This window comes from Roseixanthobacter pseudopolyaromaticivorans, assembly GCF_043195145.2.
Lineage (GTDB): Bacteria > Pseudomonadota > Alphaproteobacteria > Rhizobiales > Xanthobacteraceae > NCEH01.
The window spans coordinates 1,298,922-1,322,028 of the sequence record NZ_CM195539.1 but is presented as its reverse complement, the minus strand read 5'-3'; the positions used below and the strand labels follow the sequence as shown (position 1 = coordinate 1,322,028).

Below are 23,107 nucleotides of genomic sequence, written 5' to 3'. Positions count from 1 at the left end.
TTCACATTTCAGGGCATTTGTAGAATATTGCCTATAACAATATAAATATAATTCAAACAGTATTCAACTATAAGGACAAATTATACATGAACAAAATATATATAACAAAAAATAACATACATTATATTACAAATGGGATTCTGATTGACGGTGACATTGAGGAGTTTCAATCCCTGAAGCGCCGCAAACCTCAGTCGAATATATATCACATAACTCTTACTTTTAACCAAAATAGATTTTCGTCAGCGAGTTTCTATGGAGCATCATATAGGCAAAGATATCAAAATATCGACAATATCACTCCGATATTATTCGATCTCGTTCGCGGATGGTATATGAACGGCCTGCTTAGGCATGCTATTCCGCATTTCAATAGACCAAATAAACAGAAAATATTACCAAAATTTGTCTGCTATATTGATGACAAGAGCGACGATAGCCCACGCCCTCACGTCCACGGAATAATGTGGGTGCCAGAAGACAGGAATTCCCGAATTCATCAATGGCTTACTTCCGGGAACGGTGACTTCTCATGGTATCATATCGAACCACGGGGCAATTATCACTGCCGTCCGATACCCGGAGACCAGATCGGAAATGTTTTCGGATACGCCTCAAAATACTTCCAGAAACGATACTCTGACGCCCCTCAATATCTCGTCATGAAGCTGCCGAATTGAATGGAGCGCCCCGCCTCACCTAAGAAGCTGCTTAAATCAATAAATTATATTTACGTTGTTTATGCAAAGTTTTATTTATACGCACATAGGTCAGATGAAATATTATCGATACTAATCGCAATTATTACATTTTTATAATCGAAAAGAAAATTGATACTGAAACAAATACTGATAGGCCGCCACATCTCCCAATTGACACGATAAGGCTATTGGAAGGTGAGGCGACCTTCAGCGCCGGGGCATTCAACCACCCCATCTCGCCAAACCAGCCGCCGCAGCCGCCGGCGCATCTTTGATGCGATAAATGGATTGGCGGGATAGGCCGGTAATAGCCGCAATCTCACTTACGCCAACTCCCTTAGACAGAGAATCCCTTACCGTTTCGAATTGCTCCGCTGTAAAGCTGGGCTTTCGGCCTCTATAGGCGTCCCCTCGCCCCTTGGCATGCTCAATGCCAGCGCGTTGCGCCTCTTTGGTCGCCTCGGCCTGCGCCTGTGCGGTAGCGGCCATAAATGCGATCAACGCATCCCGGACGGCCTGCTGCATGGGGTCCCGGGTAGCGCCATCAAAAGTGAGGCCATTGATCACCGTCCGGATAATCACCCCTCGCCTCATGAACTCCCGGATGGCGTCCGTCACATCCTGATAATTGCGCCCCAGGCGATCCACCCACCGCACGACCAATGTGTCGCCGGCTCGGAGCATGTCGAAAAGCCTCCGGCCCTGGGGTCTCTCATTCAGCTTCGTGCTAACGCCCGACACGCCTTCGTCGGAAATCACCTCATCGATCTTGAAGCCCGCCTGCTCCGCATGCTTGCGCTGGTGAGCGATGGTCTGATCGACGGTCGAAACACGAGCATAAAAAATGGTCGCCAATTCGCTCCCCCAAACTGTCCGTTGATCTGATGTCCGTATAATATATGTCCGAAATGCAAAAATCAACCCTTACGGACACTTGAATTGGGCGCTGACTAAGTGTCCATTAGGGCATGCGCTATCGAACATCATTCGAAACTTTCGACCCCAGTATTGACACGATTGACATAGATTTCCTGCGCTTTGACCAAAGATTAAATCGACACTTTTAAGGTGACAATTTATAGGGCGGATATTCCTAAATTGAAGAGATACGAAGATTCGAGCCGAACGTCTTGGTCGACGGCGCGTGGTAATGACGAAAAAAACGCTGCTCTGGATGATTGAAAAGAACTAAAATGATACCAGTAGACGCATAATAAATGTTAAAATGGACTTAACCTTTGGGATAAACCTCCCGTGGGGGTATAACTATGTGATTCACCTCTACCCGGTTTACAGATGGTTTGATGAGCGACGGAGTACTTGTTAATGCACGGTCAATGGGTGAAAAATTCGCCCGATAACAGCAAAATATTCGTTCTCGACATTGATGACTGCGGCACCTTTTTTGAGGGGCATGCATATTATTTTGTAGATGGGTGTCAACCTGCGTGGATGCCTATTCGCACGTCATCTAACAGCGGACGAGAGTCCACTTCCAGTCTTGTGTTCACACTTACACCCGATGGAAAGAAGGTAATCAGTGGAACTGAGATATCTCAAGCTTATCCTGATGGAAGCGTGCCTCCTGCACTTGAGCTAATTCTCAATCGAAGCGCAAAGAGCCTTAGGATTGACTACCGAAATCCATTAAATCAGAAAAGCGGGTACATAATATTGCGTCCCGGAAAATCAAATAGCCCTGGACGGAGTCCGATCAGATCGATTAAATCGTGGCAATCATTTAAAAAATATGCGATTTCCGTAGAAAGAGGACGATATATATTCAGAGGACAGTCTGTTTGTAATCGACTAAGGACGGCATTTCACCGAACTAGGCGAAAAGATTTGTTTAATTTCATTACGGAAGATATTCCATATATTCACCGTGTGCTTTCAGCAAAAACACATCACCTCTTCAATTTAGCGGATCCGGCCCAAAATGGTGCGTTCTGGAACCTGATTCAACACCACGGGTATCCAACCCCTCTTTTAGATTGGACCTACTCACCTTTTGTCGCCTCGTACTTCGCCTTTAAAGGTGCGACAGCAGAGGTTTCCAAAGTGAGGATCTTTGTATTTGATAAACGAGAATGGATGCGAGATTTTAAACAAATGCAAACTGTCATTCATATTCCTCCGCATTTCTCAATTTTTGAAGCGCTGCCCATAAATAATGAGCGATCAATCCCGCAACAGGCTATATCTACAGTTAGTAATGTTGACGATATTGAAACATATATAAAACAATGTGAAAAATTGAGAAATAAAACATATTTGCAGGCCATCGACCTTCCAAGTATTTCAAGACCGGAAGTTCTTAGAGAGCTGAGTTTGATGGGAATTACACCTGGATCACTATTCCCTGGATTTGACGGAATCTGTCAAGAGATGCGTGAGCGATATTTTGAACTATGACCTTTTGAATCAACGAAGGTTCTATCGGTTATTACGCTGGTGAAGAGGTGGAGCGGGTTTTCGGCCCTTTTGAAGCGGCCTCGGTTTGACGGCCCCTTCTGGAAACGGCCGGAACAGCTCGGAGATATGCACGTTGAGCGACTGAGCGATTTGTTCCAGTAAGTCCACCGACCCGTTGGCGCGCTCAACCTCCAGGCTGGCTAAATACGACATATCGACCTGCGCAGCGAAGGCCAAAGCCTCTTGGGTGAGACCCCTCTCCACCCTTAGCCTCCGCAGATTCCATGCCACTAATCGCTTCGCTTTCATCCTCGCAGGGCAACGCCTTGCGGGGATACAATCTATGGATTATAGCCCATAAATTAGAGAAAGCCGCAATCTTGCGGCCTGCGCGATCAGAGCCGGGGGGGCTCGAATGCGGATAGCCGTTCTCATTATCTCGTTGTGCCTGGTGGCCATTCTTGGCCTGCAGTCCTGTGCCATCATGGTCGGAAGCAATCTCATCAGCGATAAGACGACTTCCGAAGCCGGCGCCGCTGGCCTGGTGATGGCCTTCATGTTCGTGCTCGGCGGGGCATTCGCGATGGGCCTCCCCCGCCTCTCCGCAGCGATTTTTCTCGCAGCGGGCCTTATCGGTTTTGCCATGGCCTCCGCATCGATCTTTCGCGATTTGCAAATTTGGGCGGGGATTTCATGCGTCCTTGCCGTCCTTGCCCTTCTCGGGCGCCGTGAAATCCGAAAAGCGAATTAATCTATTCGATCCAACAAGGGATTATTTGCAGCCATGACCGAATATAATGCTCCTCGGGAAGAAGAGATTCAGGCGCCTTCAGGCATCCATTCAAACCCACCCCTCAACGATCCATCGGCGAAATCCGTTAAATACACGACAAAAAAGGCCAAAGAAGATCCTTTGCAATTTTGCCTACTTCCGCTATACTACTCGATAATTATATTCATACCATATTTTTTGATTGAGTCAGGCTACATCACCAAAGGAAACGCAGGGCTTTTGTCATTTTTCATGATCGTATTATCTTTAGGATTTCTAATTCGGTATATTACGCAAGCGGTTAGAGATATTCGGTCATTACCGATGAGCTTGAATATCGCAACCGGCACCTTAATGTTCTTATCAGCATTACTAATGCCTCCGGTCTATTTTGGAGTTCGATACATCGCAACACATTCAGGGTTGTATCTTATTTTTGTTAGTCTAATTATATATATCGGAACTATTTTATTCAATTACTCGTCCTTCATCTTCAATTAACGAGCGAATAGTTCAGATCTGACTATTTCGTGAGCATCGGCTTCGGAATGGGTGCAATGTCGACGAACATTCGGTGGCCGAACCGATGCACCGCAGGAGAACGAGCTAATGTCGAAGCGAAGAGCAATAGCCGGCGCATTGGTAACGGCATGGCTTTCGTCTGTATCAATTTCTACACCCGCAGATGCCTGGAGCTGGACCGACGATGCCGCCGGCCAGAAGCGTGATCAAGAGGCAAGGCACTGGCTCACGGCGCAGAACATATGCGGCGTGCAGCTCAAGGCGGACTATCTTGCGGATTTGGATTCCTGGATTGTCACGCATTTCACGACGATGGCTGATGACTATCGTCAGTTCCTCCTCGGCTCCGTTCAGAGAGCGAACGCCGACTATCTCCAGAATGCAAAGCCGGAGGAAATTAAGAAGGAATGCGCTGGTCGGGTGGAAGAGGCGTCCAAAGCCGGAGTCATCGCCGACACCAATGCCAAGCCCTTCCAATGGGCGGCTATGGCATCGCAGACCGCAGGAACACCCACCCCAAGCGCACCGCCACCAGCCGCCGTCTCAACTCCAATGGCCCCCACCGTCCCGGCCACATCACCTAAGCTTTCAGATTTCATCGGTGTCTGGAGCGACGTGACGGATGCATGTCAAAGCTACAAGCAGCGGACGGAAGGACCGTGGTTTGAGATCAAGGAAAAGTCCTTTACGTCTGAGGGCGGCGGGCTTTGCAAGGCTCCCACCTACACTCTGAAAGGGAATGGCCTCACCATATCTGCACGTTGCAGAGCTGAGGAGTCGGGTTATGAGCCCTACAAAGAGACATTCACTCTGCACGAAGGCCGGCTTAAGAGTGCCGACAGAACCTTTATGCGCTGCACCTCGGCTACTTCCGGCGGGAATTCAGCGGCGCCCACACAAAACGAGAGGGGGGCGCTGAGAGGCCTCATAGCCATCATTGGCAAGCCAAAGAGCAATGCAGAAGCCATCGCCCAGAACACAATCATCATGGTTTCAAGCGCCCAAATGTGCGGTTTGGGAAAACGTGGCACCGCATATTCGAAGCAAAATGACCGAGCAATTCAAGGAGCAATTGCCGCAGCCTATGGGAATAGCGGGCAACAGGAAATAAGGAAAATCACCACGGGCATAATGAGGTGGCTGAATACAACAGAGTCGCCCGCAGAAGCCCGAAACGCCCTTTGCAGAATGATCGATAATTCGCTGGCTCACTTGGGGTTCTGAACTCTGGACCGGCGCTTGGATGACCAAGGCCGTCAACTCGCCGGAAAAGCGGGCGTGGATTCCCTCCAGATCGCGTCAAAGCAGGGATACAAGGGCGGGGGTCAAAGGGATACAATCACTGATCCGAGGGCCAAGTCAGAGAGTAAGGAAATGGATTTTCCGGTCCGCGCCCGAGACAGGAAGCCTTGAATGCTTCAGGGCCGCAATAGCTCAGCTGGTAGAGCACCTCATTCGTAATGAGGGGGTCGGGGGTTCGAATCCCTCTTGCGGCACCATTTCCTGGAAAAAATATATTTAATTTCATATGTTTGCTGGCAGCCAATCGCGCCAGCCGACAAATCGGCCCACAAAATCACCCGACTGTTCGCTCACGGGAACTTTGGGATGGCGCGAGACCGACCGGATTGCGACGTCGTCGGTCGGGGTGCCGGTCGTTCTACCTATTGCGCAGTCGCGTGCTCGACACCTAATCCAAGGTAGCAGTTGCAGCTTCTCGAAGCGCAAAGAGTGGGCGGGGCTGGGGGGTCAGCAAAAGCCTGCGGTCTTGGCATTCATGCTCGGCTATTCACGAGTCCCACAATCTAGCTTAAGCGTGGGATTAGCGAAATTAATGCTGACAGGCGATCCATGCAGGCGGATTTTCAGGACGTAGCCCATCGCCTTTGGGATGAAATTTCCGATTTCGAGCAGACCCAGTCCGGATCCGCCGTGACCCACCTCATGGGCGCGCTGTGCAAGCGGGTGGGCGCGTGGAATGCGACATGGGCCGGCGCAATCCGGGTGAATGACGCGCCGGACGGCGATCCGCTTCAAGGGTGGCGGGTTGCCTCGGTTCAGGCGCTGCATCCGGTCGAGCCCCACCCGGATGAAACCCACTTCATGGAGATCCTCGATGTGTGGGACCGTCGAGAGATCGACCCCTCTTTCCTGCTGCCGCTTAAGCAGGTGGGCGCCTTCAGAAGCTATTCGCTGCGGCGCGAGTTGCCGCGCAGCTGGTTCTCATCGGAATTCTACAAGCGCCATTACGCCTCCGTGGGCACGCGCGACGCTGCATTCGTCGCGTTTCCGCTTAACGATGATTGCGAGTCGCATTTCGGTTTCTATTCCAAAACAACTTTCCAGGACCAGCATATTGCAGAATTGATCTACGCATTGCGCGGTATAAAATGGTTTCATCGCCACTTAATGTTGAGCAACGGCTTGTTTCTGGCGAAAGAATTGCTCACGCCGGCTGAGCGCAAGGTCTTGCGCCTTTTGCTTACCAAGGCGTCGGAAGCCGAGATCGCGCGCGTTCTGGACCTCTCGAAGGCAACGGTGCACCAGCGGGTCACAAGTATATTTCGGAAGTTCGGTGTTTCCAGCCGCGCAGCGCTGATGAGCCTATGGATCCAAAGTGTAAGCTGAAACCCCGCGGATAATCGTATCCTCTATTTAGAGGAATGGTGAAAATTACCCGACGATACTATGCTTCGCCGACGACGCTGCGCGAGGGTGGCTAACGACACTCGCCTGTGGCATGGGGGCTGGAATGGCGGGGCTGATGGGGGGTGCTGGAGCGAACGTTCCGCACCAAGGTGTTCTTTCGCGGCGCGCGATTGCGCTGCTATCCAGCTCGGCATTGGTCTTCGCTTCTGGTCCGGTTTTAGCTCAAGCGTTGCCCACCGGCGGCAGCATATCGTCTGGGCAGGCAGCCATCTCGTCTTCCTCGGGATCGAGCATGCTGATCACCCAGGGCTCGCGCACTGCCATTATCAATTGGGGCAGCTTCTCCATCGGTGCCGGAAACAGCGTGCGTTTCGAAAATGGCGCCGGTGCGACGCTCAACCGCGTCACCGGCCTCTCGCGCTCGCAGATCGATGGCATGCTTTCCGCGACCGGCAGCGTCTATCTGGTCAATCCCAACGGCATCACTGTCGGACCCGGCGGCCAGGTGAGCACCGGCGGCTCATTCGTGGCCTCGACGCATGATGTCTCGGATGCCGAGTTCAATGCCGGCGGGGCCATGACCTTCCGGGGATCCAGCAAGGCCAGCGTCATCAACTACGGTACCATCGGCGCGCTCGGCGGCGACGTGGCCCTGATCGCCCGGAAGGTGGAGAATGCCGGCACCATCACTGCGCCCAACGGCACAGTGGGGCTGGCGGCCGGCTACGAAGTGCTGGTGCGCGACGCCGCGCTCTCCGACGGCAAGTTCGTGGTGAAGGTCGGCGGGGCCGATACCGAGGCGAAGACCTCCGGTGTCATCAAAGCCGCCGAGGTGGAGCTGAAGGCCAACGGCGGCAACGTCTATGCGCTGGCGGGCAATACGCACAGCCTCACCAAGGCTACCGGCATCGCCAGCAGGGGCGGACGCATTTTCCTGACGGCTGGCGAGGGGGGCACCGTCACCGCCACCCAAAAGGTGGTCGCGCGCTCCGCACCCTCGGGAGCACGGGCGAAGGGCGGCGAGATCCGAGTCTCCGGCGGAAAGGTTACGGTCTCGGGCAAGCTGGATGCCACTGGCGAAGGAGACAACGGCGGCACCATCGTCGTGACGGCCCGCGAGATCGAGCTGGCGGCGGGCGCCGATCTGGATGTGTCCGGATCCGCGGGCGGCCTGGTGCTGGTGGGTGGCGACTATCAAGGTGGCAAGGACGCGGCGACAAAATATCTATCGGCGACGGTGGCCAATGCCGAGACGGTGACGGTGGCACCGGGCGCCACCATCCGGGCGGACGGCACGCAAGGGGCCGGCGGCAAGGTGGTGGTGTGGTCCGATTCGCACACCAGCTTCCAAGGCTCTCTTTCCGCCACGGGCGCCGGCATGGCCGACGGCGGCGATGCGGAAGTCTCCGGAAAGGCGGTGCTGGATTTTCGCGGCACGGCGGACCTACGCAGCGAAGGCGGCAGCTTCGGCACCTTGCTGCTTGATCCATACGATCTGACCATTTCGGCGGGAACCAGTTCCGGCATGTCCGGCTTCGATGCCAGCGCCGATAACAGCATCCTCAATGTGACCACGCTTACCGCCGCCCTTGCCGGCGCGAACGTGGTGGTGACAACTGGAAGCAGTGGTTCGCAGGCGGGCAACATCACGGTAGCCACGCCCATTACCTGGAGCGCGAACAGCGTGCTGACGCTGACCGCGGCGGGCAGCATCCTGATCAATGCGGATATCACCGCGACCGGCGCGACGGCGGGATTGGCGCTGAACTTCGGCGGCAGCTACAGCCTGAACAATGGCGCGCGCGTCACCCTCTCGGGCGCGTCCGCCTCCTTCGCCACCAATGGCTCCGCTTATACCTTGATCCACGACGCCACAGGCCTTCAGGCCATGGGAACCAGCGGCCTCTACGCTCTCGGCAACGACATCGACGCCTCGGCCACGGCGGGCTGGAACGCCGGTGCCGGATTCGCGCCCATCGGGGCCTTCGCCGGAACATTCACCGGTTTGAATCACGTCATCGACGGGCTCACCATCAACCGCCCCGACACCGACAGTGTCGGCCTGTTCGGCTCCACGAGCGGTGCGACCATCAGCAATATCGGCCTGACCAACAGCCGCGTCACCGGGCGCGAAAGGGTCGGCGGACTCATTGGTAACCAGATAGACAGCTCGGTTAGGGCCTCTTTCAGTGACGGTATTATCGTCGGCTTGCAGGATAATGTCGGCGGGCTGGTCGGCATCGTCTTTGGTTTAGGGAGCGTGACGGATTCCTACACCCTCGGCTCTGTCTCCGGAGGCGGCAGGACCGGTGGCCTGGTTGGACTGTTGAACGGGAGCATATCTGCGGTGTCCGTTTCCGGATCCCACAGTCAGGCGAGCGTCGCCGGGACCTCGCAGGTCGGTGGCCTGGTGGGCTTTACCGTGGGCGGCGATTTCTCGGTGTCGGTCAGCAACAGCTACAGTGTCGGGAGCGTGACCGGCGACAGCAATGTCGGCGGGCTGATCGGTGATGCGCGGGGAAGCATTTCGAATGTCTACAGCACCGGCCGCGTTTCAGGTTCGTCATCGGTCGGTGGGCTGATTGGCAATGACATCGCTTCGATCAGCGGCGCGTATTGGGACGTCGACAGCTCGGGCACGAGCAATGCCGTGGGCGCGGGCAGCGGCACCGGCATTACCGCGATCTACAGGTCTTCCACGACGCCGAATGCGTTCGCGCAGGCCACCTATGCCGGATTCGACTTCGCCAACACCTGGTACATGATCGAGGGCTCGACGAGGCCCTTCCTGCGTTCGGAATATTCCACCACCATCGCCAACGCTCACCATCTCCAGTTGATGAGCATGAATCTTGGCGCCAGCTACACGCTGGGCGCCAATATCGATCTCTCCGTCTTGCAGCAGCCCGCACAGATGTGGAGCAGCGCGGGCTTTTCGCCGGTTGGGTCGATGGCAACGCCCTTCACCGGGAGCCTGAATGGCGCGGGCCATACGCTGGCCAATCTCTATATCAACCGGCCGAGTGCCGATTATACTGGCTTGTTTGGCGCCACGGGGAACGCCACGATCGCCAATATCGGATTGCTCGGTGGCTCCGTGGTGGGACGGGGGCAAGTGGGTGGCATTGCGGGTTACGCTGGCAACTCAAATCTTCTGCAAGTATATTCCAGCGCCGCAATCTCCGGGTACAACTTTACTGGTGGACTTCTGGGGGAAAGCTGGATCGGAAGCATCGTCAATTCTTACGTGACGGGTTCGGTCTCTGCCCTCGGCTCCACAGGCGGGCTGATTGGCTATGCGGAGGCAACCAGCCTTTCCAGCGTCTATGCGTCTGGCTACGTCTCAGGCGGTGTCGGAGGAGGGCTTATCGGTGTTTTTGGCTACTCCCCCACATTGGTGAATGCCTACTGGGACAGTGAAACAACAGGACGCTCGACCAGTGTCGGCGGCGGCGTTACGCTTCCGGGCGGCACTGCGCTTACGACGGCCCAATTGCAGGGCACCTTGCCCGCGGGCTTCGACCCCACGGTTTGGGGCACGGGACCGGGATTGTATCCCTATCTGAAGGCGTTCTACGGGGCGGGCGAGGTGCCCGTCGCCATTTCCGGCAAGGCCTATACGGACAGCGGCACGACGGCCTCCAAGGGCGCGGGCGTCACGGTCATGGCCGGCGGTACTCAGGTCGGGCGCGCAACCAGCGGCGCGAACGGCTATTATTACGTCTTGTCCGCGCCCGGCTTCACCGATCCCGGCACCGGCTTCCTGGCCTATACCTCCTCATCCGCCAGCTACGGCAATGCCTCGTCTGGCCTGAACCTGTGGGGCAATACCCTGCGCGTGGCCACGGGCGCAGCGACGAATTCCGCCATGCAAACCGTCCTCGCGGGGGCCTATGGCTCGAATACGGCCGTGGGCACGCTGCTGAGCGGGCTCGCCAATCTCGATGTCTCGGCCTCCGGAGCCTTCGCCGTGGATACGGCCGTCACTCGCACCGGCGCCGTTGGCATTGCCGCGGGCGGCGATCTCGAGATCGCGACGACGGGCACCGTCCAGGGTGGAGGCAATGTCACCTTGTCCGGCAGCCACTTCGTCAACCTGCGCGGCGCGGATGCGGTGGCAAGCACCGGCGGGCGCTGGCTGGTCTATCTGCCGGGCTCCACGGGCAACACCTACGGCGACCTCGACAGTGCCAATTATGCGGTCTGGAACCGGACGCTGGCGGACGGAGCGGTGGCGCAGAGCGGCAATCGCTATATCTTCGCCGTCCAGCCCACAGTGACCATCACGGCGGATGCGGCAACCAAGACCTATGGCGATGCCGTGACCCCGACGGCCTACACGCTGTCCGGCGAAACGGCAGGGGTGGCCGGCGCCTATCTCGGCATCGACAGCGGCGCCTTCACCGCCGGCCCGACCCTTGCAAGCACCGGCAGCGCCGCGACGGCCGATGTCGGCGGCTACACCATCACCGCCTCGGGCGCCACCACGGACCTCGGCTTCGCCATCACCTATGGCACCGGCACCCTGACGGTTGATCCGGCCACGCTCATCGTTACCGCGGACAGTGGCACCATGGTCTATGGAGATCCGGTGCCGACGCTGGGCTACGGCGCCTCGGGCTGGAAGAACGGCCAGACGGACAGCTTGCTGACCGGTGTCGACGTGACCACGGACGCGACCTCCACCTCCGACGTGGGAACGAGCTACACCACCACCGCTTCCGGAGGCACCCTTTCCGGCGCCGCCACGGGGAACTATGTCTTCTCCTACGCGGGCGGCAGCTTCTCCGTGACGCCGCGCCCGCTGACCATCACCGCCGACGGCCAGAGCATGGCGTATGGCGATACGGTGCCGGGGCTGACCTACGGGGTCGGCGGCGGTGGGTTGGTGAATGGCGATACGCTCTCCGGCGCGCTGGCCACAACCGCCTCGTCCACGACGGGCGTGGGCCTCTACGGCATCACGCAAGGCACGCTGGCCGCTTCAGCCAATTATAACCTGAGCTATGTGGGGGCGAACGTCTCGGTGACGCCGCGCCCGCTGACCATCACCGCCGATGGCCAGAGCATGGTGTATGGCGATACGGTTCCGGGACTGACCTATTTGGTCGGCGGCGCTGGCCTGGTGAACGGGGATATGCTCTCCGGCGCGCTGGCCACAACAGCGTCTTCCACGACGGGCGTGGGCCTCTACGGCATCACGCAAGGCACGCTGGCCGCGTCAGCGAATTATGCGCTCAGCTATGTGGGGGCGAATGTCTCGGTGACGCCGCGCCCGCTGACCGTTACCGCAAATGGCCAGAGCATGGTGTATGGTAACGCAGTCCCTGATCTGACTTACGCCGTCGGCGGTGCTGGCCTCGTGAATGGCGATACGCTCTCCGGCGCGCTGACTACAATGGGCTCTTCCACGACGAGCGTGGGCCTCTATGGCATCACGCAAGGCAGCCTCGCGGCCTCGCCCAACTATAGCCTGACCTACACGGGCGCAAACCTCTCCATCACCCCGCGCCCGCTTTCGGTGACGGCAGATAGCCAGAGCATGATCTATGGCAACGCAGTCCCTGATCTGACTTACGCCGTCGGCGGTGCTGGCCTCGTGAATGGCGATGTGCTGACCGGCGCGCTGGCCACAACCGCCTCCTCCACGACGAGCGTGGGCCTCTATGGCATCACGCAAGGCAGCCTCGCGGCCTCGCCCAACTATAGCCTGACCTATAAGGACGCAAACCTCTCCATCACCGCGCGCCCGCTTTCGGTGACGGCAGATAGCCAGAGCATGATCTATGGCAACGCAGTCCCTGATCTGACTTACGCCATCGGCGGTGCTGGCCTCGTGAATGGCGATGTGCTGACCGGCGCGCTGGCCACAACCGCCTCCTCCACGACGAGCGTGGGCCTGTATGGCATCACGCAAGGCAACCTCGCGGCCTCGCCCAACTATAGCCTGACCTATACGGACGCAAACCTCTCCATCATCCCGCGCCCGCTTTCGGTGACGGCAGATAGCCAGAGCATGATCTATGGCAACGCCACGCCGGCGCTGACCTATGTCGTCGGCGGCGCGGGCTTGGTAAATGGCGATATGCTGACCGGCGCACTGGCGACGAGCGCCGCGTCCACGTCCGACGTGGGCACCTACGTCATCGAACAGGGCACGCTCGCCGCTTCGTCCAACTATGCGGTCGGTTATAGTGCGGGGCTTGTCAGCGTGATGCCGCGGGCGATCACGGTGGCCGCCGTCAATCAGCAGCGACCGGTGGGGACTGCCAATCCGGTCTTCACCTATACCCTCGGGGGCCTTGGCCTGGTGAATGCCGACGCGCTCTCGGGCGCGCTTGCCAGCCCGGCAGATGCGCGTTCGGCAATGGGGCAATATCCGATCCTCCAGGGAACGCTCACCGCCACGGCCAATTATGCGCTGGCCTACTTACCTGGCGTGCTGGCAGTCATCGGCGATAACCGGCCCGGCGCGACCACCTTTGTGGAGATAACCGCGCCGGATCAGTTCATCGCAACCCTCGACACCAAAGATCTCGTCTCCCTCCTGTACCAACCCGCCTCGCCGCCCGTCGTCGCCCAATGCGGCGCCTCGTCGGGCAACCCGTGCGCGCTTCTGCCCACCGCCGCCAACTTGCCCAGCGGCCGCTGGCTGAGCTTCCGGAGCCAGTGACGAGATGCCTTTCTCCTGGCGCGACCTAACGATGCACGGCGCTCTCCGCGTGACCGCCATGGGCGCCCTGCTGCTGCCGGCGCCTGCCTTGGCGCAGGTGATCGCCCCCATCGAGCGCAACCTCCCGCCCGTGATCTCCGGCCAGGGGCGCCTCATGATCGGCCCTCAGGACCTGTCGGGGAGCACGGACGACACGACGCTGGGCGTGCGGCTTTCGGGGCTGGCGCTGATCGGCGCCAAAGAGGCCCTGGTTGGGCGCGGCGGCCGCGGCATCCGCATCGGTGCCATCGGCGATATCTCCCATCCGGCCCTGGAACAGGCGCTCTCGCCTTTCATCGGCCGGCCCCTGTCGCGCAAGCTGATTGCGGACATCCAGGCCGCCATCGCCAAGGTCTATCGCGAGGCCGGCTATCCCTTCGTGTCGGTGACACTGCCGCCGCAAGAAGTCACATCCGGCGTGCTGACGCTGCGCGTGGTGGAGTTCCGAACGGGCGCGGTGAAGGTGTCCGGCGCGGAAGCGGGCACGGATGCGGATCTCGCAGGCCGGGTCCGCGCAGCGCCGGGACAACGCATCTCGGTGGACGCGCTCGATGAAGACCTCGCCTGGCTCAACCGCTATCCCTATCGCTCGGTGAACGGCGTGTTCGCGCCTGGCGACGACCTTGGCCTCAGTACGCTGACGCTTGAGGTGACGCCGCAGAAGCCCTGGCAGGCATTCGCCGGCTGGTCCAACACCGGCACCCATGCCACTGGATTCGACCGCTATTTCGCCGGCTTCGGTGCGGCATTGGTGGGCATGCCGCAGAGCTTCTTGTCGTATCAAGTCACCGGAAGCCCAAATTTCTGGAACAACCCCAGCAGCGTGGGCACCGGCCCGGAGCAGCCGAGCTACTACAGCCAAGCGGGGCGGCTTGTGATCGCCACGGGCACACGGCAGAGCATCGAGATCGTGCCCAATTACGTGGCCACGCGCCAGATTGTCCCCCTAAGCGACTTCACCTACGACAACACCACGCTCGAAATCCCGATCTATTATCGTACTGCCGTCTCCAATCTGCTGCCGAACGTCTATGCCGGAGATCTTCTTCTGGGGGCTACCGCCAAGACGGTGTCGCGCACCAGCTATTTCGGGACAGCGGACATCGGCGGGGCGCAGGCGGACCTGTTCGAACTGGTCGCCGGCTGGTCGGTGTCGCGCGCCGACCCCTATGGCACCACCAGCCTGGAGCTGAAGCTGGTGGGCAACCCCGGCGGGGTGATCGGCAGCAATGATGGAGCACAATGGAGCACCTATAGCGGCGGCCGAGTCACGGACATCACCTACGCCTACGGCCAGGCGGACTTAGCACGGGTGACGCGGCTGTCCGGAGGCTTCAACTGGGTCAGCCAGTTCACGGGTCTTGCGGCGGGCCAGCCGCTGCCGGACACCGAGCAACTGAGCCTCGGCGGGTTCTATGCGACGCGCGCCTACACGCTGGACGACGGAACGGTGGATACGGGCCTTGTCTGGCGCAACGAACTGCGTACCCCCACATTCGAGTTGCTGCCCGCGCTCGGCGTCGGGGGCATGAGCGATCAGGTCTCGCCTTATGCGTTCTTCGATGCCGGCTGGGGCCACACTTACGGCTATCAGGGCCTGCTCGGCCCTGTGGGAGGTCAGGACTATTCGCTGGCCGGCCTCGGCGCCGGCCTCGACTATACCCTCGGCCGAAACTTTACCGTGAGCCTTGTGGCCGGCATAGCGCTTACTGACGCCATCTACACGCGAGCCGGAGATGCCAACGTGCAAGCGCGGGTCTATGTGAGCTACTGAGCGGAGCGATCGCGGGTGGAACGGTGAGGCGAAGGCCGTTGGTGTCTGCCATCCCAGCTTGGAGTAAGGCCGGGCTGTGTTGTAGTTGAGCTGCCACCGGGCGAGAGCGGCTCTGGCCTGGGACAGGCTGGAGAATAGCGTTTCATTCAGCAGATCATCCCGCAGGCGACCATTGAAGCTTTCGATGAAGCCATTCTGCATCGGCTTGCCGGGCGCGATGTAGGGCCATTCGACCCTCGCGGCGTCGGCCCAGCCCAGAATGGCATTGGAGGTGAACGCGCTGCCATTGTCGCTGACGATCATCTTCGGTCGGCCGCGCTCATCCAGAAGCCTGTCGAGTTCGCGAGCGACCCTCACCCCGGATGGCGACGTGTCCGCCACCAGCGCCAGGCACTCGCGGGTGGCCGCGATGCATATTGCTGGGAAGAAGGTGTGGGAACATCGGTCGTTGCGTGCGGCGATGCGGCGCCAGTCCTTGAGCTTGGCAAAGAGGTTTTCGATCTTGTGTCGCTGCCGGTAGAGGGCTTTGTCATAGGTGAAGGGGCGCTTGCGGCTCCGCGATGAGGGAATACATGGCGCAATGCCCTTGGCGGCGAGCGCGTCCCGGAACCAGACGCTCTCATAGCCCCGGTCGGCGATCAGGCTCTTGGCCGGTGGCAAGGCGTTGAGAACAAGGCGAGCCCCTTATGGTCGCTCATCGGGCCCTCGGAAAGCAGCATGATGATCGGCCGACCCTCGCCGTCGCAGACGGTGTGCAGCTTGGAATTCAATCCGCCTTTGGTGCGCCCGATACGACGGGGAACAGCCCCTTTTTGAGCACGTGCAGGGCCAAGATACACGGACCGGATTGAGCGCGATCCGATCCGTGCGTGGCGCAAGGAGACCACAGTCATCGAGGTTGACCCAGGCGATGGCAGCTGAACGCGTCTCTTCTTCTGATCGGCGTCGTTTTCCTCGGCGAGACGCTGAGCTCAACTGCTTGGATCGGGCTCGCTGGCGTGATCGCCATGACGCTGCCACGCATGAATGGCGAAGCTGCTTAAGCGGCTGAGCCCTCGCCGATCCATCGCAAGGCGGCCTCACGCAGGCCTTCGTCATCGCCGGCGGTGTCACTGGCCCAGGCAACGAACCCATCCGGACGCACGAGCACGGCGCGGAGGCCCAGCCGATCAAGCGGCTCGCCGGCGACGTAGGACATCCGTCCTTGCCAACGCTCGGCGATCGACTTAAGCGGCGCGCCCGGAGCGAAGTCGAGCAACAGCGCCCTCCCGTCGCGCAGGCGCTCGCCGGTCCGTGGGCCACTCAAGAACGCAAAATCAGGGACGCTGCGGCCAACGAGCGGATGGAGAGATCCGAGGTCGTAGCGCAAGGATACGTTCCAGGTCTTCTCGGCGAAATAGGTGGCGCCGTCGCCAGTGGCGATCAGGTCGCGGATGATGGTCTCCAACGCGCGGGTGCTCCGAGTGGGCCGCATCACCGCAACCTGGGCGCGCGACCAGTCGAGGATGCGGGCACCTTCCGGACGGCGCTCGGCGGCATAGCTATCGAGCAGCGCGATAGGCGCGTGCCCTTGGATCGCGGCGGCGAGCTTCCAGCCCAGATTCGTGGCATCGCCAAGGCCGAGGTTCAGCCCCTGACCTCCGAGCGGTGAATGGATGTGCGCCGCGTCGCCCGCCAGGAGCACGCGCCCCCGACGGTATTCCGTCGCCTGGAAGGCGCGGTCGGTCCAGGTCGTGGCGCGCTTGAGTGCGGTCACGGTGACGTCGACGCCCGTGACTCGCCGTAGCACGGCCTGCACATACTCCAACGTAGGCGGCAAGGTCCGGTGAGCGGCACCGCCGTCGAACTCGACCATGGCAATCACGCCGGGCGCAGCGTAGGTGTACATGCCGGTCGCCGTGTACGTTCGCCCAGGTTTGAGCGCGTCTGGATCGGCCAGCACGACCTCGACCGAATAGCCGGTAAACTCGGGGTTGGTACCTACGAAGGCGAAGGCGCCGGCCTTGCGCACCAAGCTGCGGCCACCATCGCATCCGACCAACCAGCGTGCCTGGAAGCTCTCATCGCCGCTTTGGGCAATGACGAAATCGTGCGACTGTTCGAAGCCCTCGACGCCTGAGCCGCGCCGGATCTCGGTCCCCATGGCGATGGCCCGCTCCGCGAGCACCGTTTCAAGTGATTGCATGTCTACGGCCAGGTTGACTCCCGCCGGGCTAGGCAGCCGATACGGCCAGCGCGCGATGTCGATGTTCTCGTGGAAGAACTGGATGCCAGCGAAATGGCCTGCAGGGCGACGCGGCTGCTGCATCCAGTGGGAGGCCGCCTTGGCGGCGCCGGTGGACTGGTTAAAGCGTTGCGCGGCTTTGACCGCGTTCAAGAGGTCGCGGCGATCGAAGGCCTCAAGCGTGGGCGCCGACAGGCCACGCATGCCGAACGGCAGTTCCTTAAGCGCGGAGCGTGGATCGGCCGCACGTTCAAGGATCAGCACTGAGACGCCCGCGAGCCTGAGTTCGCAGGCAAGGAAGAGCCCGACCGGACCGGCGCCAGCGATGACGACGTCATAGGTAAAGGGATGATGGATAGGCATAGGCGCTCCTTGGTCGAATGTTCGACCGGAGCGTTCCTCGGGCTGGAGATCGCTCGCACGAACGACGGCGCTCGCGAGAGCGTCAATGTTCGTCGCGGGGATCCGAGGCACGAAGCCAAAGACCAGAGCTTTCGTTACCGAAAGGACTTGGGCTGACCAGACCAAGTCTGCCTTTTCCGACGGAGGCTCCATAGCGGAATGGCCGTCGTCGCGCAATCGACAATCCGCTCGGCAAATCAGATCAATTCAGGTTCCGACGTCACTTCGGCACGCGGACTTGGAGTTATGTAATGGGCGAGTTGAGTTCTGAGCGGCGTCCGTCCACCGGACCCGGTTTCTAGCTTGCGCCGGAAGAGGTCATTAGCGCTCTTCTGGAAAGCGGTCATGTAAACAACGGCACGATACTGGCCGATCTCTACCGCTCACCGATTTGCGTTAGGGCGTGCTGTCGAAGCCCTCGATCCACGCGCATACTCGGTCGCTGGCGACGCGCAGCGGCGAGTCAAGTGGCGTGTAGGCAAAATAGCTGCGCGACGGCAGCCAGATGTGCGGAAAGGGCGTTATCAACCGCCCGGCGCGCAGGTCGTCCTCAATCAGGGTGGAAGGTGCCATTGCGACCCCGAGGCCGTCCACTGCGGCCTGGATAGACAGATAGAAATGATCCAGCGTCAGCATCGCGTCCGGTTCGAGAGACCCATGCCCGGCCTTCGCTAGCCAGTCGCGCCAGAGCCTGGGCATGCTGGCAACATGGAGAAGCGTGTGCTGCGCCAGATCCCCCACCTCATCCAGCGGCTGGCGTTGCAGCAACGCGGGGCTGCACGCGGGGAGCCGTCTCTCCGGCAGCAGCGAGCGGGCCGCGAAGCCGTGGAACGCATCAGGCCCGCCGCGGATGACCAGGTCATAGTCGCCGGCTAGCCCGTCCACCGGCTCGTTGCTGGTCGTCAGCTCGATCTCGATGTCGGGATGCGTCTCCCGCAGCAACCCGAGCTTCGGCACCAACCAACGCAGGCTGAAGGTGGCGAGCGCGTTAACCCGAAGCACCACCGTGCCGCTCGCCTTCCGGCCGTGGACCGCCGCCGCTCTGCCGATGCGCTCGAGCGCCGGCTGAATTTCACCGAGCAGCGCGCGGCCCTCCGCCGTCAGGGCAACCCCGTGACTCAGGCGGCGGAACAGCGCCGGCGGACCGAGCCACGCCTCCAGAAGCCGGATCTGCCGGCTGACCGCGCCATGGGTGACGCCGAGTTCCGCAGCGGCGTCCTTGAAGCTCGACCGGCGCGCGGCAGCCTCAAACGCGCGGACGGCGTTGAGAGGCGGCAGAGGCCGATCTTTCGAGGGAGCTGTCATGTGAGTTTATCTGACAACAATGGAGTGAATTAGTCGTTTGCGCGCCACATTATAGCAGGTGCACACTTGTGAAGTGACAAATTCATCCAACACAGCCTCCACCACCTCACCAGCGCAACCCTGCGCACCGCCGAACCGCAGGCGCACTTTGGCCCTTTCCGGCCTCGCGCACGCGCTGCATGATGGCTACACCGACGCCATCTACGTGCTCCTTCCGGTATGGCGGGCCGAGTTCGGGCTCGACTATGTCGCGCTCGCGCTGCTGCGCGGTCTCTATGCCGGTGCCATGGCCGCGCTGCAGGTGCCCGCGAGCTGGCTGGCCGATCATGTCGGCGGACGGGCGGTGTTAATCCTCGGGACGGTACTCGCCGCGGGCGGCTATGCGCTGGCGGGCTTCAGTGGCGGCGCGATGGGGCTGTACGCCGCGCTGCTCGTCTCCGGTGCCGGCTCCAGCGTCCAGCATCCAATCGCCTCCAGCGCGGTGGCGCGCGCCTATGGATCTGCGGCGCGCGGGCCACTCGGCACTTATAATTTCAGCGGCGACCTCGGCAAGGCGATCATTCCGGCCGCGCTGTCTCTCGGCCTGTCCATCGCGCCGTGGCGGCCGTCGCTGTGGCTGCTCGCCCTCGCCGGCGTCGCCGTCGCGGCAGTGCTCACTTTGTCCATGCCGAGGATCGAACCGGCGCCGCCGACCTCAGCCTCTCACCCCAGAACGCCGCGCCGCAGCGGGGGTGGTTTCCCGTTGCTGCTCTCCATCGGGGTGATCGATACCGGCGTGCGTATGGGCTTCCTGACGTTCCTGCCGTTTCTATTGCAACTGAAGGGCGCGTCGCAGCCGCTCATCGGGGCGGCGTTCGCCCTCGTTTTCCTGGGCGGCGCGTCGGGCAAGCTCGCCTGCGGCTGGCTCGCACAGCGCTGGGGCGTCGTCGCCGTCACCCTGTCCACCGAGGGGATTACGGCCCTTATGATTGCGCTTGCCGCCGTGCTGCCGCTGGTGCCGCTGATGATTGTCCTGCCGCTACTGGGGCTCACCTTGAACGGCACCTCCTCAGTGCTCTACGGCACCGTGCCGGAACTGGCACCCGCTGACCGGACCGAGCGTGCCTTCGCCATCTTCTATACGGGCGTGATCGGCTCTGGAGCGTTGTCGCCGCTGCTATTCGGCGCGGTTGGAGATCAGGCCGGCCCCGTCGTCGCGACGCTGGGTACCGCTCTGTCGCGGCCCTGGTCAATCTGCCGCTCGCCCTTGCCCTCGGGCCGCGGCTGGCAAGGCGGTGAGTGGCGACCATCGCGCCTATATATCCCCGCGCCGCGTGAGACTTCGAGAAGGAACGACATGGTAAGCGATAGGAACGCCCGGTCTGGCCAGTGCCATTGCGGAGCCGTGCGCTTCGAGGCGGTGCTCAGCGACGGCTTCAACGCGATCAGGCGCTGTACCTGCTCCTACTGCCGCATGCGCGGTGCGGTCGTGGTGATGGCGCAAATGGGCGGGGTCCGGATCCTCGAAGGCGCGGAGATGTTAACGACCTATCGCTTCCATACTGGAGCCGCACAGCATTTCTTCTGCTCGCGCTGCGGGATTTACACGCACCATCAACGACGATCCGATCAGAGCCTGTACGCTGTTAACGTCGCCTGCCTCCATGGAGTAAGCCCGTTCGATTTCTGCGAGGTGCCCGTCATGGACGGCGTCAACCACACGAGCGACACCGGAAAGCCAACGCGCCGAGCCGGCACCCTGCGTTTCATTCCAGCAGGCTGACCGTGACGGATCGGCAGGCGCTACAATGCGTAAGATCGCCAGTACCATCGTCACCGTTTGCCATATCCAGGCCAAGCCCCCTTGTTGCTACCGCGTCAAGAGCAGGCATGTATTTGGCTGCGAAATCCGGACGTTCAGCGGGCGGCGCCCGACTAGAACGCGAAGGACCACAGGACATCGCGCTTCCTAGTGATCCGCACGACGTTCCATCTCCTCGGCATTGGCGAGCACACGTTGCAGAAGGCTGATCAGGGTCGCCACCTCCTCTTCAGATAGGCCTTGCATCGCCTCGCGATTGCCGGCCTCCAAGATCGCCCGGCCGGCCGGCAGCTTCGCGCGCGCTTCGTCCGTCAGCGCGATGAGGCTGCTGCGGCGATCTCTCGGGTCCGGCTCCCGGCGGATGATCCCGTCCCGCTCCATGCGCGCCAGAAGCTGCGCCATGCTCGGCTGCTCCACCTTGGCCCAGCGCGCCAGCTCGGTTTGCGAGAGTCTTGCGCCGTCCTTGAGCGCGGTCAACACGGGCAATTGCGCCGTGGCAAAGCCCAACTCGCGCAGCCTTATGTCGCCGATACGGGCGAAGGCACGGGCAATCCGGCTGAAATAGTGCCCCGGCGTTTGCATCGGGCTCCACTCGAAATCCGCCATTGCATAGGCCCCTATGTTTATAATATATAGGTGCCTATGTAATCGGAAGGAGCAGACATGGCAACCTTACCTCGCATCGCCATCATCGGCGGCGGCCCGGGCGGGCTGATGCTCGCGCGCCTGCTGCAGATCCGCGGCATGCCGGCGACCGTCTTCGAGCGCGATCCGCATGCCGCCCATCGCCCGCAGGGCGGCTCGCTGGATTTGCACCTGGAGACGGGGCAGCGCGCGCTGTGTCTCGGCGGCCTTGAGGCAGCCTTCCGCGCCCATGCCCGGCCCGAGGACCAGGGCGACCGGCTCTACGATCCGTCGGGCGCGTTGTTGTTCGACTATGACGGCGAGGGGTTCGAGCGGCCAGAGATCGACCGCACCGACCTGAGAGCCATTCTGCTGGACTCCCTTGACGAGGGAACCGTGCGTTGGGGTGCCAAGGTGACCGAGGTGAGGCCACGGATCAACGGCGCCCATGAAGTGGTCACCGAGGACGGCGCAGCGGCCTACGACATCGTGGTGGGCGCGGACGGCGCATGGTCGCGGGTGCGGCCTCTGCTGTCCGGTGCCGCGCCTCTCTACGAAGGAGTTGTGTTTGTCGAACTCGGCTTCGAAACGCGGACGCACCCCTTCGTCGCGGAATTGGCTGGCAGCGGCAAGATGTTCGCCGTGGGCGACAACCGGGCGCTCGTCGCGCAGCGCAATGGGCACGGCCACATCCGCGGCTATGCGGGCTGGCGGGCGCCCGAGGCGGCGGCCCAGATCCTTACCCGCCAGTCGCCAGAGCAGGTGCGCGCGGCGATGCTGGAGGTGTTCGACGGCTGGGCGCCCAGGCTCACGGACATGATCCGGCAAGGCACCCTTCTTGCCGTTCGGCTCCTCTCGGCTCTGCCTATCGGCCATAGTTGGACCAGCCGGCCCGGCCTCACATTGTTAGGGGACGCCGCCCACCTCATGTCCCCCTTCGCCGGCGAGGGCGTGAACCTTGCCTTAGCGGATGCGGCCGATCTGGCGGAGGCTCTCACCTCGGGGCGGGGTTGGGCGGCCGTGGCGGACGCCGAAACGATGATCGCAGAGCGCTCCAAGATCGCGGCGGAAGGCTCGGCCGGAGGCCTGCGATCAGTGTTCTCGCCAGACGGCGCTGCGCGGGTGCTTCAGCACTACCGTCAGCGTATCGCGGCCTAGCCCCTGCCAGTGTCCGCGCGCCCACTGGGAGTTTGATCGCGCGGTTGC

General features: G+C 60.7%; 13 protein-coding genes, 1 tRNA gene and 4 pseudogenes. 11 read left to right on the top strand and 7 right to left on the bottom strand.

Features of this window, described 5'->3' with window-relative positions; all coding sequences use genetic code 11:
* Nucleotides 1-923 precede the first annotated feature (923 nt).
* A complete protein-coding gene (locus V5F68_RS06355) occupies nucleotides 924-1,556 on the bottom strand; it encodes a recombinase family protein (RefSeq protein WP_394013784.1) in 633 nt (210 codons plus the stop codon).
* Between the two features lie 471 nt (nucleotides 1,557-2,027).
* Between V5F68_RS06355 and V5F68_RS06350 the strand changes: the two genes are divergently transcribed.
* On the top strand, nucleotides 2,028-3,116 hold the full coding sequence (locus tag V5F68_RS06350) for an FRG domain-containing protein (RefSeq protein WP_394013783.1): 1,089 nt from the start codon (nucleotides 2,028-2,030) through the stop codon (nucleotides 3,114-3,116).
* 21 nt (nucleotides 3,117-3,137) lie between these two features.
* Here V5F68_RS06350 and V5F68_RS06345 read toward each other — a convergent pair whose 3' ends face one another.
* Complete coding sequence (locus V5F68_RS06345; protein ID WP_394013782.1) at nucleotides 3,138-3,425, bottom strand: helix-turn-helix transcriptional regulator; 288 nt, start codon at nucleotides 3,423-3,425, stop codon at nucleotides 3,138-3,140.
* A 106-nt stretch (nucleotides 3,426-3,531) separates the two neighbouring features.
* Between V5F68_RS06345 and V5F68_RS06340 the strand changes: the two genes are divergently transcribed.
* The 6 genes from V5F68_RS06340 (at nucleotide 3,532) to V5F68_RS06315 (ending at nucleotide 15,545) form a co-directional block, all read left to right on the top strand.
* Nucleotides 3,532-3,867: a hypothetical protein gene (locus V5F68_RS06340; protein ID WP_394013781.1), complete on the top strand. Its 336-nt coding sequence runs from the start codon at nucleotides 3,532-3,534 to the stop codon at nucleotides 3,865-3,867.
* 630 nt (nucleotides 3,868-4,497) lie between these two features.
* Entirely contained in the window at nucleotides 4,498-5,634 is a 1,137-nt protein-coding gene (locus tag V5F68_RS06335; protein ID WP_394013780.1) for a hypothetical protein, read from the top strand.
* A 199-nt stretch (nucleotides 5,635-5,833) separates the two neighbouring features.
* Nucleotides 5,834-5,909: transfer RNA gene (locus V5F68_RS06330), tRNA-Thr, on the top strand.
* 352 nt (nucleotides 5,910-6,261) lie between these two features.
* Nucleotides 6,262-7,038, top strand: coding sequence for a helix-turn-helix transcriptional regulator (locus tag V5F68_RS06325; protein WP_394013779.1), 777 nt, complete (start codon nucleotides 6,262-6,264; stop codon nucleotides 7,036-7,038).
* A gap of 112 nt (nucleotides 7,039-7,150) precedes the next feature.
* The gene (locus V5F68_RS06320) at nucleotides 7,151-13,732 is read left to right on the top strand and encodes an MBG domain-containing protein (protein WP_394013778.1); all 6,582 of its coding nucleotides are present in this window, start codon (nucleotides 7,151-7,153) and stop codon (nucleotides 13,730-13,732) included.
* Between the two features lie 4 nt (nucleotides 13,733-13,736).
* Entirely contained in the window at nucleotides 13,737-15,545 is a 1,809-nt protein-coding gene (locus tag V5F68_RS06315; protein WP_394013777.1) for a ShlB/FhaC/HecB family hemolysin secretion/activation protein, read from the top strand.
* A 27-nt stretch (nucleotides 15,546-15,572) separates the two neighbouring features.
* Here the strand turns inward: V5F68_RS06315 and V5F68_RS06310 are convergent.
* Nucleotides 15,573-15,947, bottom strand: a pseudogene (locus tag V5F68_RS06310) (integrase core domain-containing protein); the annotation flags it as partial.
* A gap of 51 nt (nucleotides 15,948-15,998) precedes the next feature.
* Nucleotides 15,999-16,205 (bottom strand): annotated as a pseudogene (locus V5F68_RS06305) (transposase); the annotation flags it as partial.
* Nucleotides 16,206-16,483: 278 nt separating this feature from the next.
* On the opposite strand from V5F68_RS06305, the pseudogene V5F68_RS06300 reads away from it, so the two are divergent.
* Nucleotides 16,484-16,588, top strand: a pseudogene (locus V5F68_RS06300) (EamA/RhaT family transporter); the annotation flags it as partial.
* Here the strand turns inward: V5F68_RS06300 and V5F68_RS06295 are convergent.
* A complete protein-coding gene (locus V5F68_RS06295) occupies nucleotides 16,585-18,132 on the bottom strand; it encodes an FAD-dependent monooxygenase (protein ID WP_394013776.1) in 1,548 nt (515 codons plus the stop codon). The pseudogene V5F68_RS06300 and the gene V5F68_RS06295 sit on opposite strands and share 4 nt — an antisense overlap.
* 435 nt (nucleotides 18,133-18,567) lie before the next feature.
* Nucleotides 18,568-19,476 carry a LysR substrate-binding domain-containing protein gene (locus V5F68_RS06290; protein WP_394013775.1) on the bottom strand — a complete coding sequence of 303 codons (909 nt, stop codon included), beginning with the start codon at nucleotides 19,474-19,476 and terminating at the stop codon, nucleotides 18,568-18,570.
* A gap of 58 nt (nucleotides 19,477-19,534) precedes the next feature.
* Between V5F68_RS06290 and V5F68_RS06285 the strand changes: the two are divergent.
* Together V5F68_RS06285 and V5F68_RS06280 are read left to right on the top strand one after the other, a co-directional pair.
* Nucleotides 19,535-20,611: pseudogene (locus tag V5F68_RS06285) on the top strand (MFS transporter); the annotation flags it as partial.
* A 201-nt stretch (nucleotides 20,612-20,812) separates the two neighbouring features.
* On the top strand, nucleotides 20,813-21,238 hold the full coding sequence (locus tag V5F68_RS06280) for a GFA family protein (RefSeq protein WP_394013993.1): 426 nt from the start codon (nucleotides 20,813-20,815) through the stop codon (nucleotides 21,236-21,238).
* A gap of 186 nt (nucleotides 21,239-21,424) precedes the next feature.
* On the opposite strand, the gene V5F68_RS06275 is transcribed toward V5F68_RS06280, so the two are convergent.
* The gene (locus tag V5F68_RS06275; protein ID WP_394013774.1) at nucleotides 21,425-21,883 is read right to left on the bottom strand and encodes a MarR family winged helix-turn-helix transcriptional regulator; all 459 of its coding nucleotides are present in this window, start codon (nucleotides 21,881-21,883) and stop codon (nucleotides 21,425-21,427) included.
* Nucleotides 21,884-21,940: 57 nt separating this feature from the next.
* Here V5F68_RS06275 and V5F68_RS06270 point away from each other — a divergent pair, with 57 nt between their 5' ends.
* A complete protein-coding gene (locus V5F68_RS06270; RefSeq protein WP_394013773.1) occupies nucleotides 21,941-23,059 on the top strand; it encodes an FAD-dependent oxidoreductase in 1,119 nt (372 codons plus the stop codon).
* The last annotated feature ends 48 nt before the right edge of the window (nucleotides 23,060-23,107 follow it).

Coding starts and splice junctions, on each gene's coding strand:
- V5F68_RS06270 (WP_394013773.1), top strand. CDS start 21,941: ATGGCAACCTTACCTCGCATCGCCATCATCGGCGGCGGCCCGGGCGGG.
- V5F68_RS06315 (WP_394013777.1), top strand. CDS start 13,737: ATGCCTTTCTCCTGGCGCGACCTAACGATGCACGGCGCTCTCCGCGTG.
- V5F68_RS06275 (WP_394013774.1), bottom strand. CDS start 21,883: ATGGCGGATTTCGAGTGGAGCCCGATGCAAACGCCGGGGCACTATTTC.
- V5F68_RS06290 (WP_394013775.1), bottom strand. CDS start 19,476: ATGACAGCTCCCTCGAAAGATCGGCCTCTGCCGCCTCTCAACGCCGTC.
- V5F68_RS06320 (WP_394013778.1), top strand. CDS start 7,151: ATGGGGGCTGGAATGGCGGGGCTGATGGGGGGTGCTGGAGCGAACGTT.
- V5F68_RS06345 (WP_394013782.1), bottom strand. CDS start 3,425: ATGAAAGCGAAGCGATTAGTGGCATGGAATCTGCGGAGGCTAAGGGTG.
- V5F68_RS06325 (WP_394013779.1), top strand. CDS start 6,262: ATGCAGGCGGATTTTCAGGACGTAGCCCATCGCCTTTGGGATGAAATT.
- V5F68_RS06280 (WP_394013993.1), top strand. CDS start 20,813: ATGGTAAGCGATAGGAACGCCCGGTCTGGCCAGTGCCATTGCGGAGCC.
- V5F68_RS06340 (WP_394013781.1), top strand. CDS start 3,532: ATGCGGATAGCCGTTCTCATTATCTCGTTGTGCCTGGTGGCCATTCTT.
- V5F68_RS06350 (WP_394013783.1), top strand. CDS start 2,028: ATGCACGGTCAATGGGTGAAAAATTCGCCCGATAACAGCAAAATATTC.
- V5F68_RS06295 (WP_394013776.1), bottom strand. CDS start 18,132: ATGCCTATCCATCATCCCTTTACCTATGACGTCGTCATCGCTGGCGCC.
- V5F68_RS06335 (WP_394013780.1), top strand. CDS start 4,498: ATGTCGAAGCGAAGAGCAATAGCCGGCGCATTGGTAACGGCATGGCTT.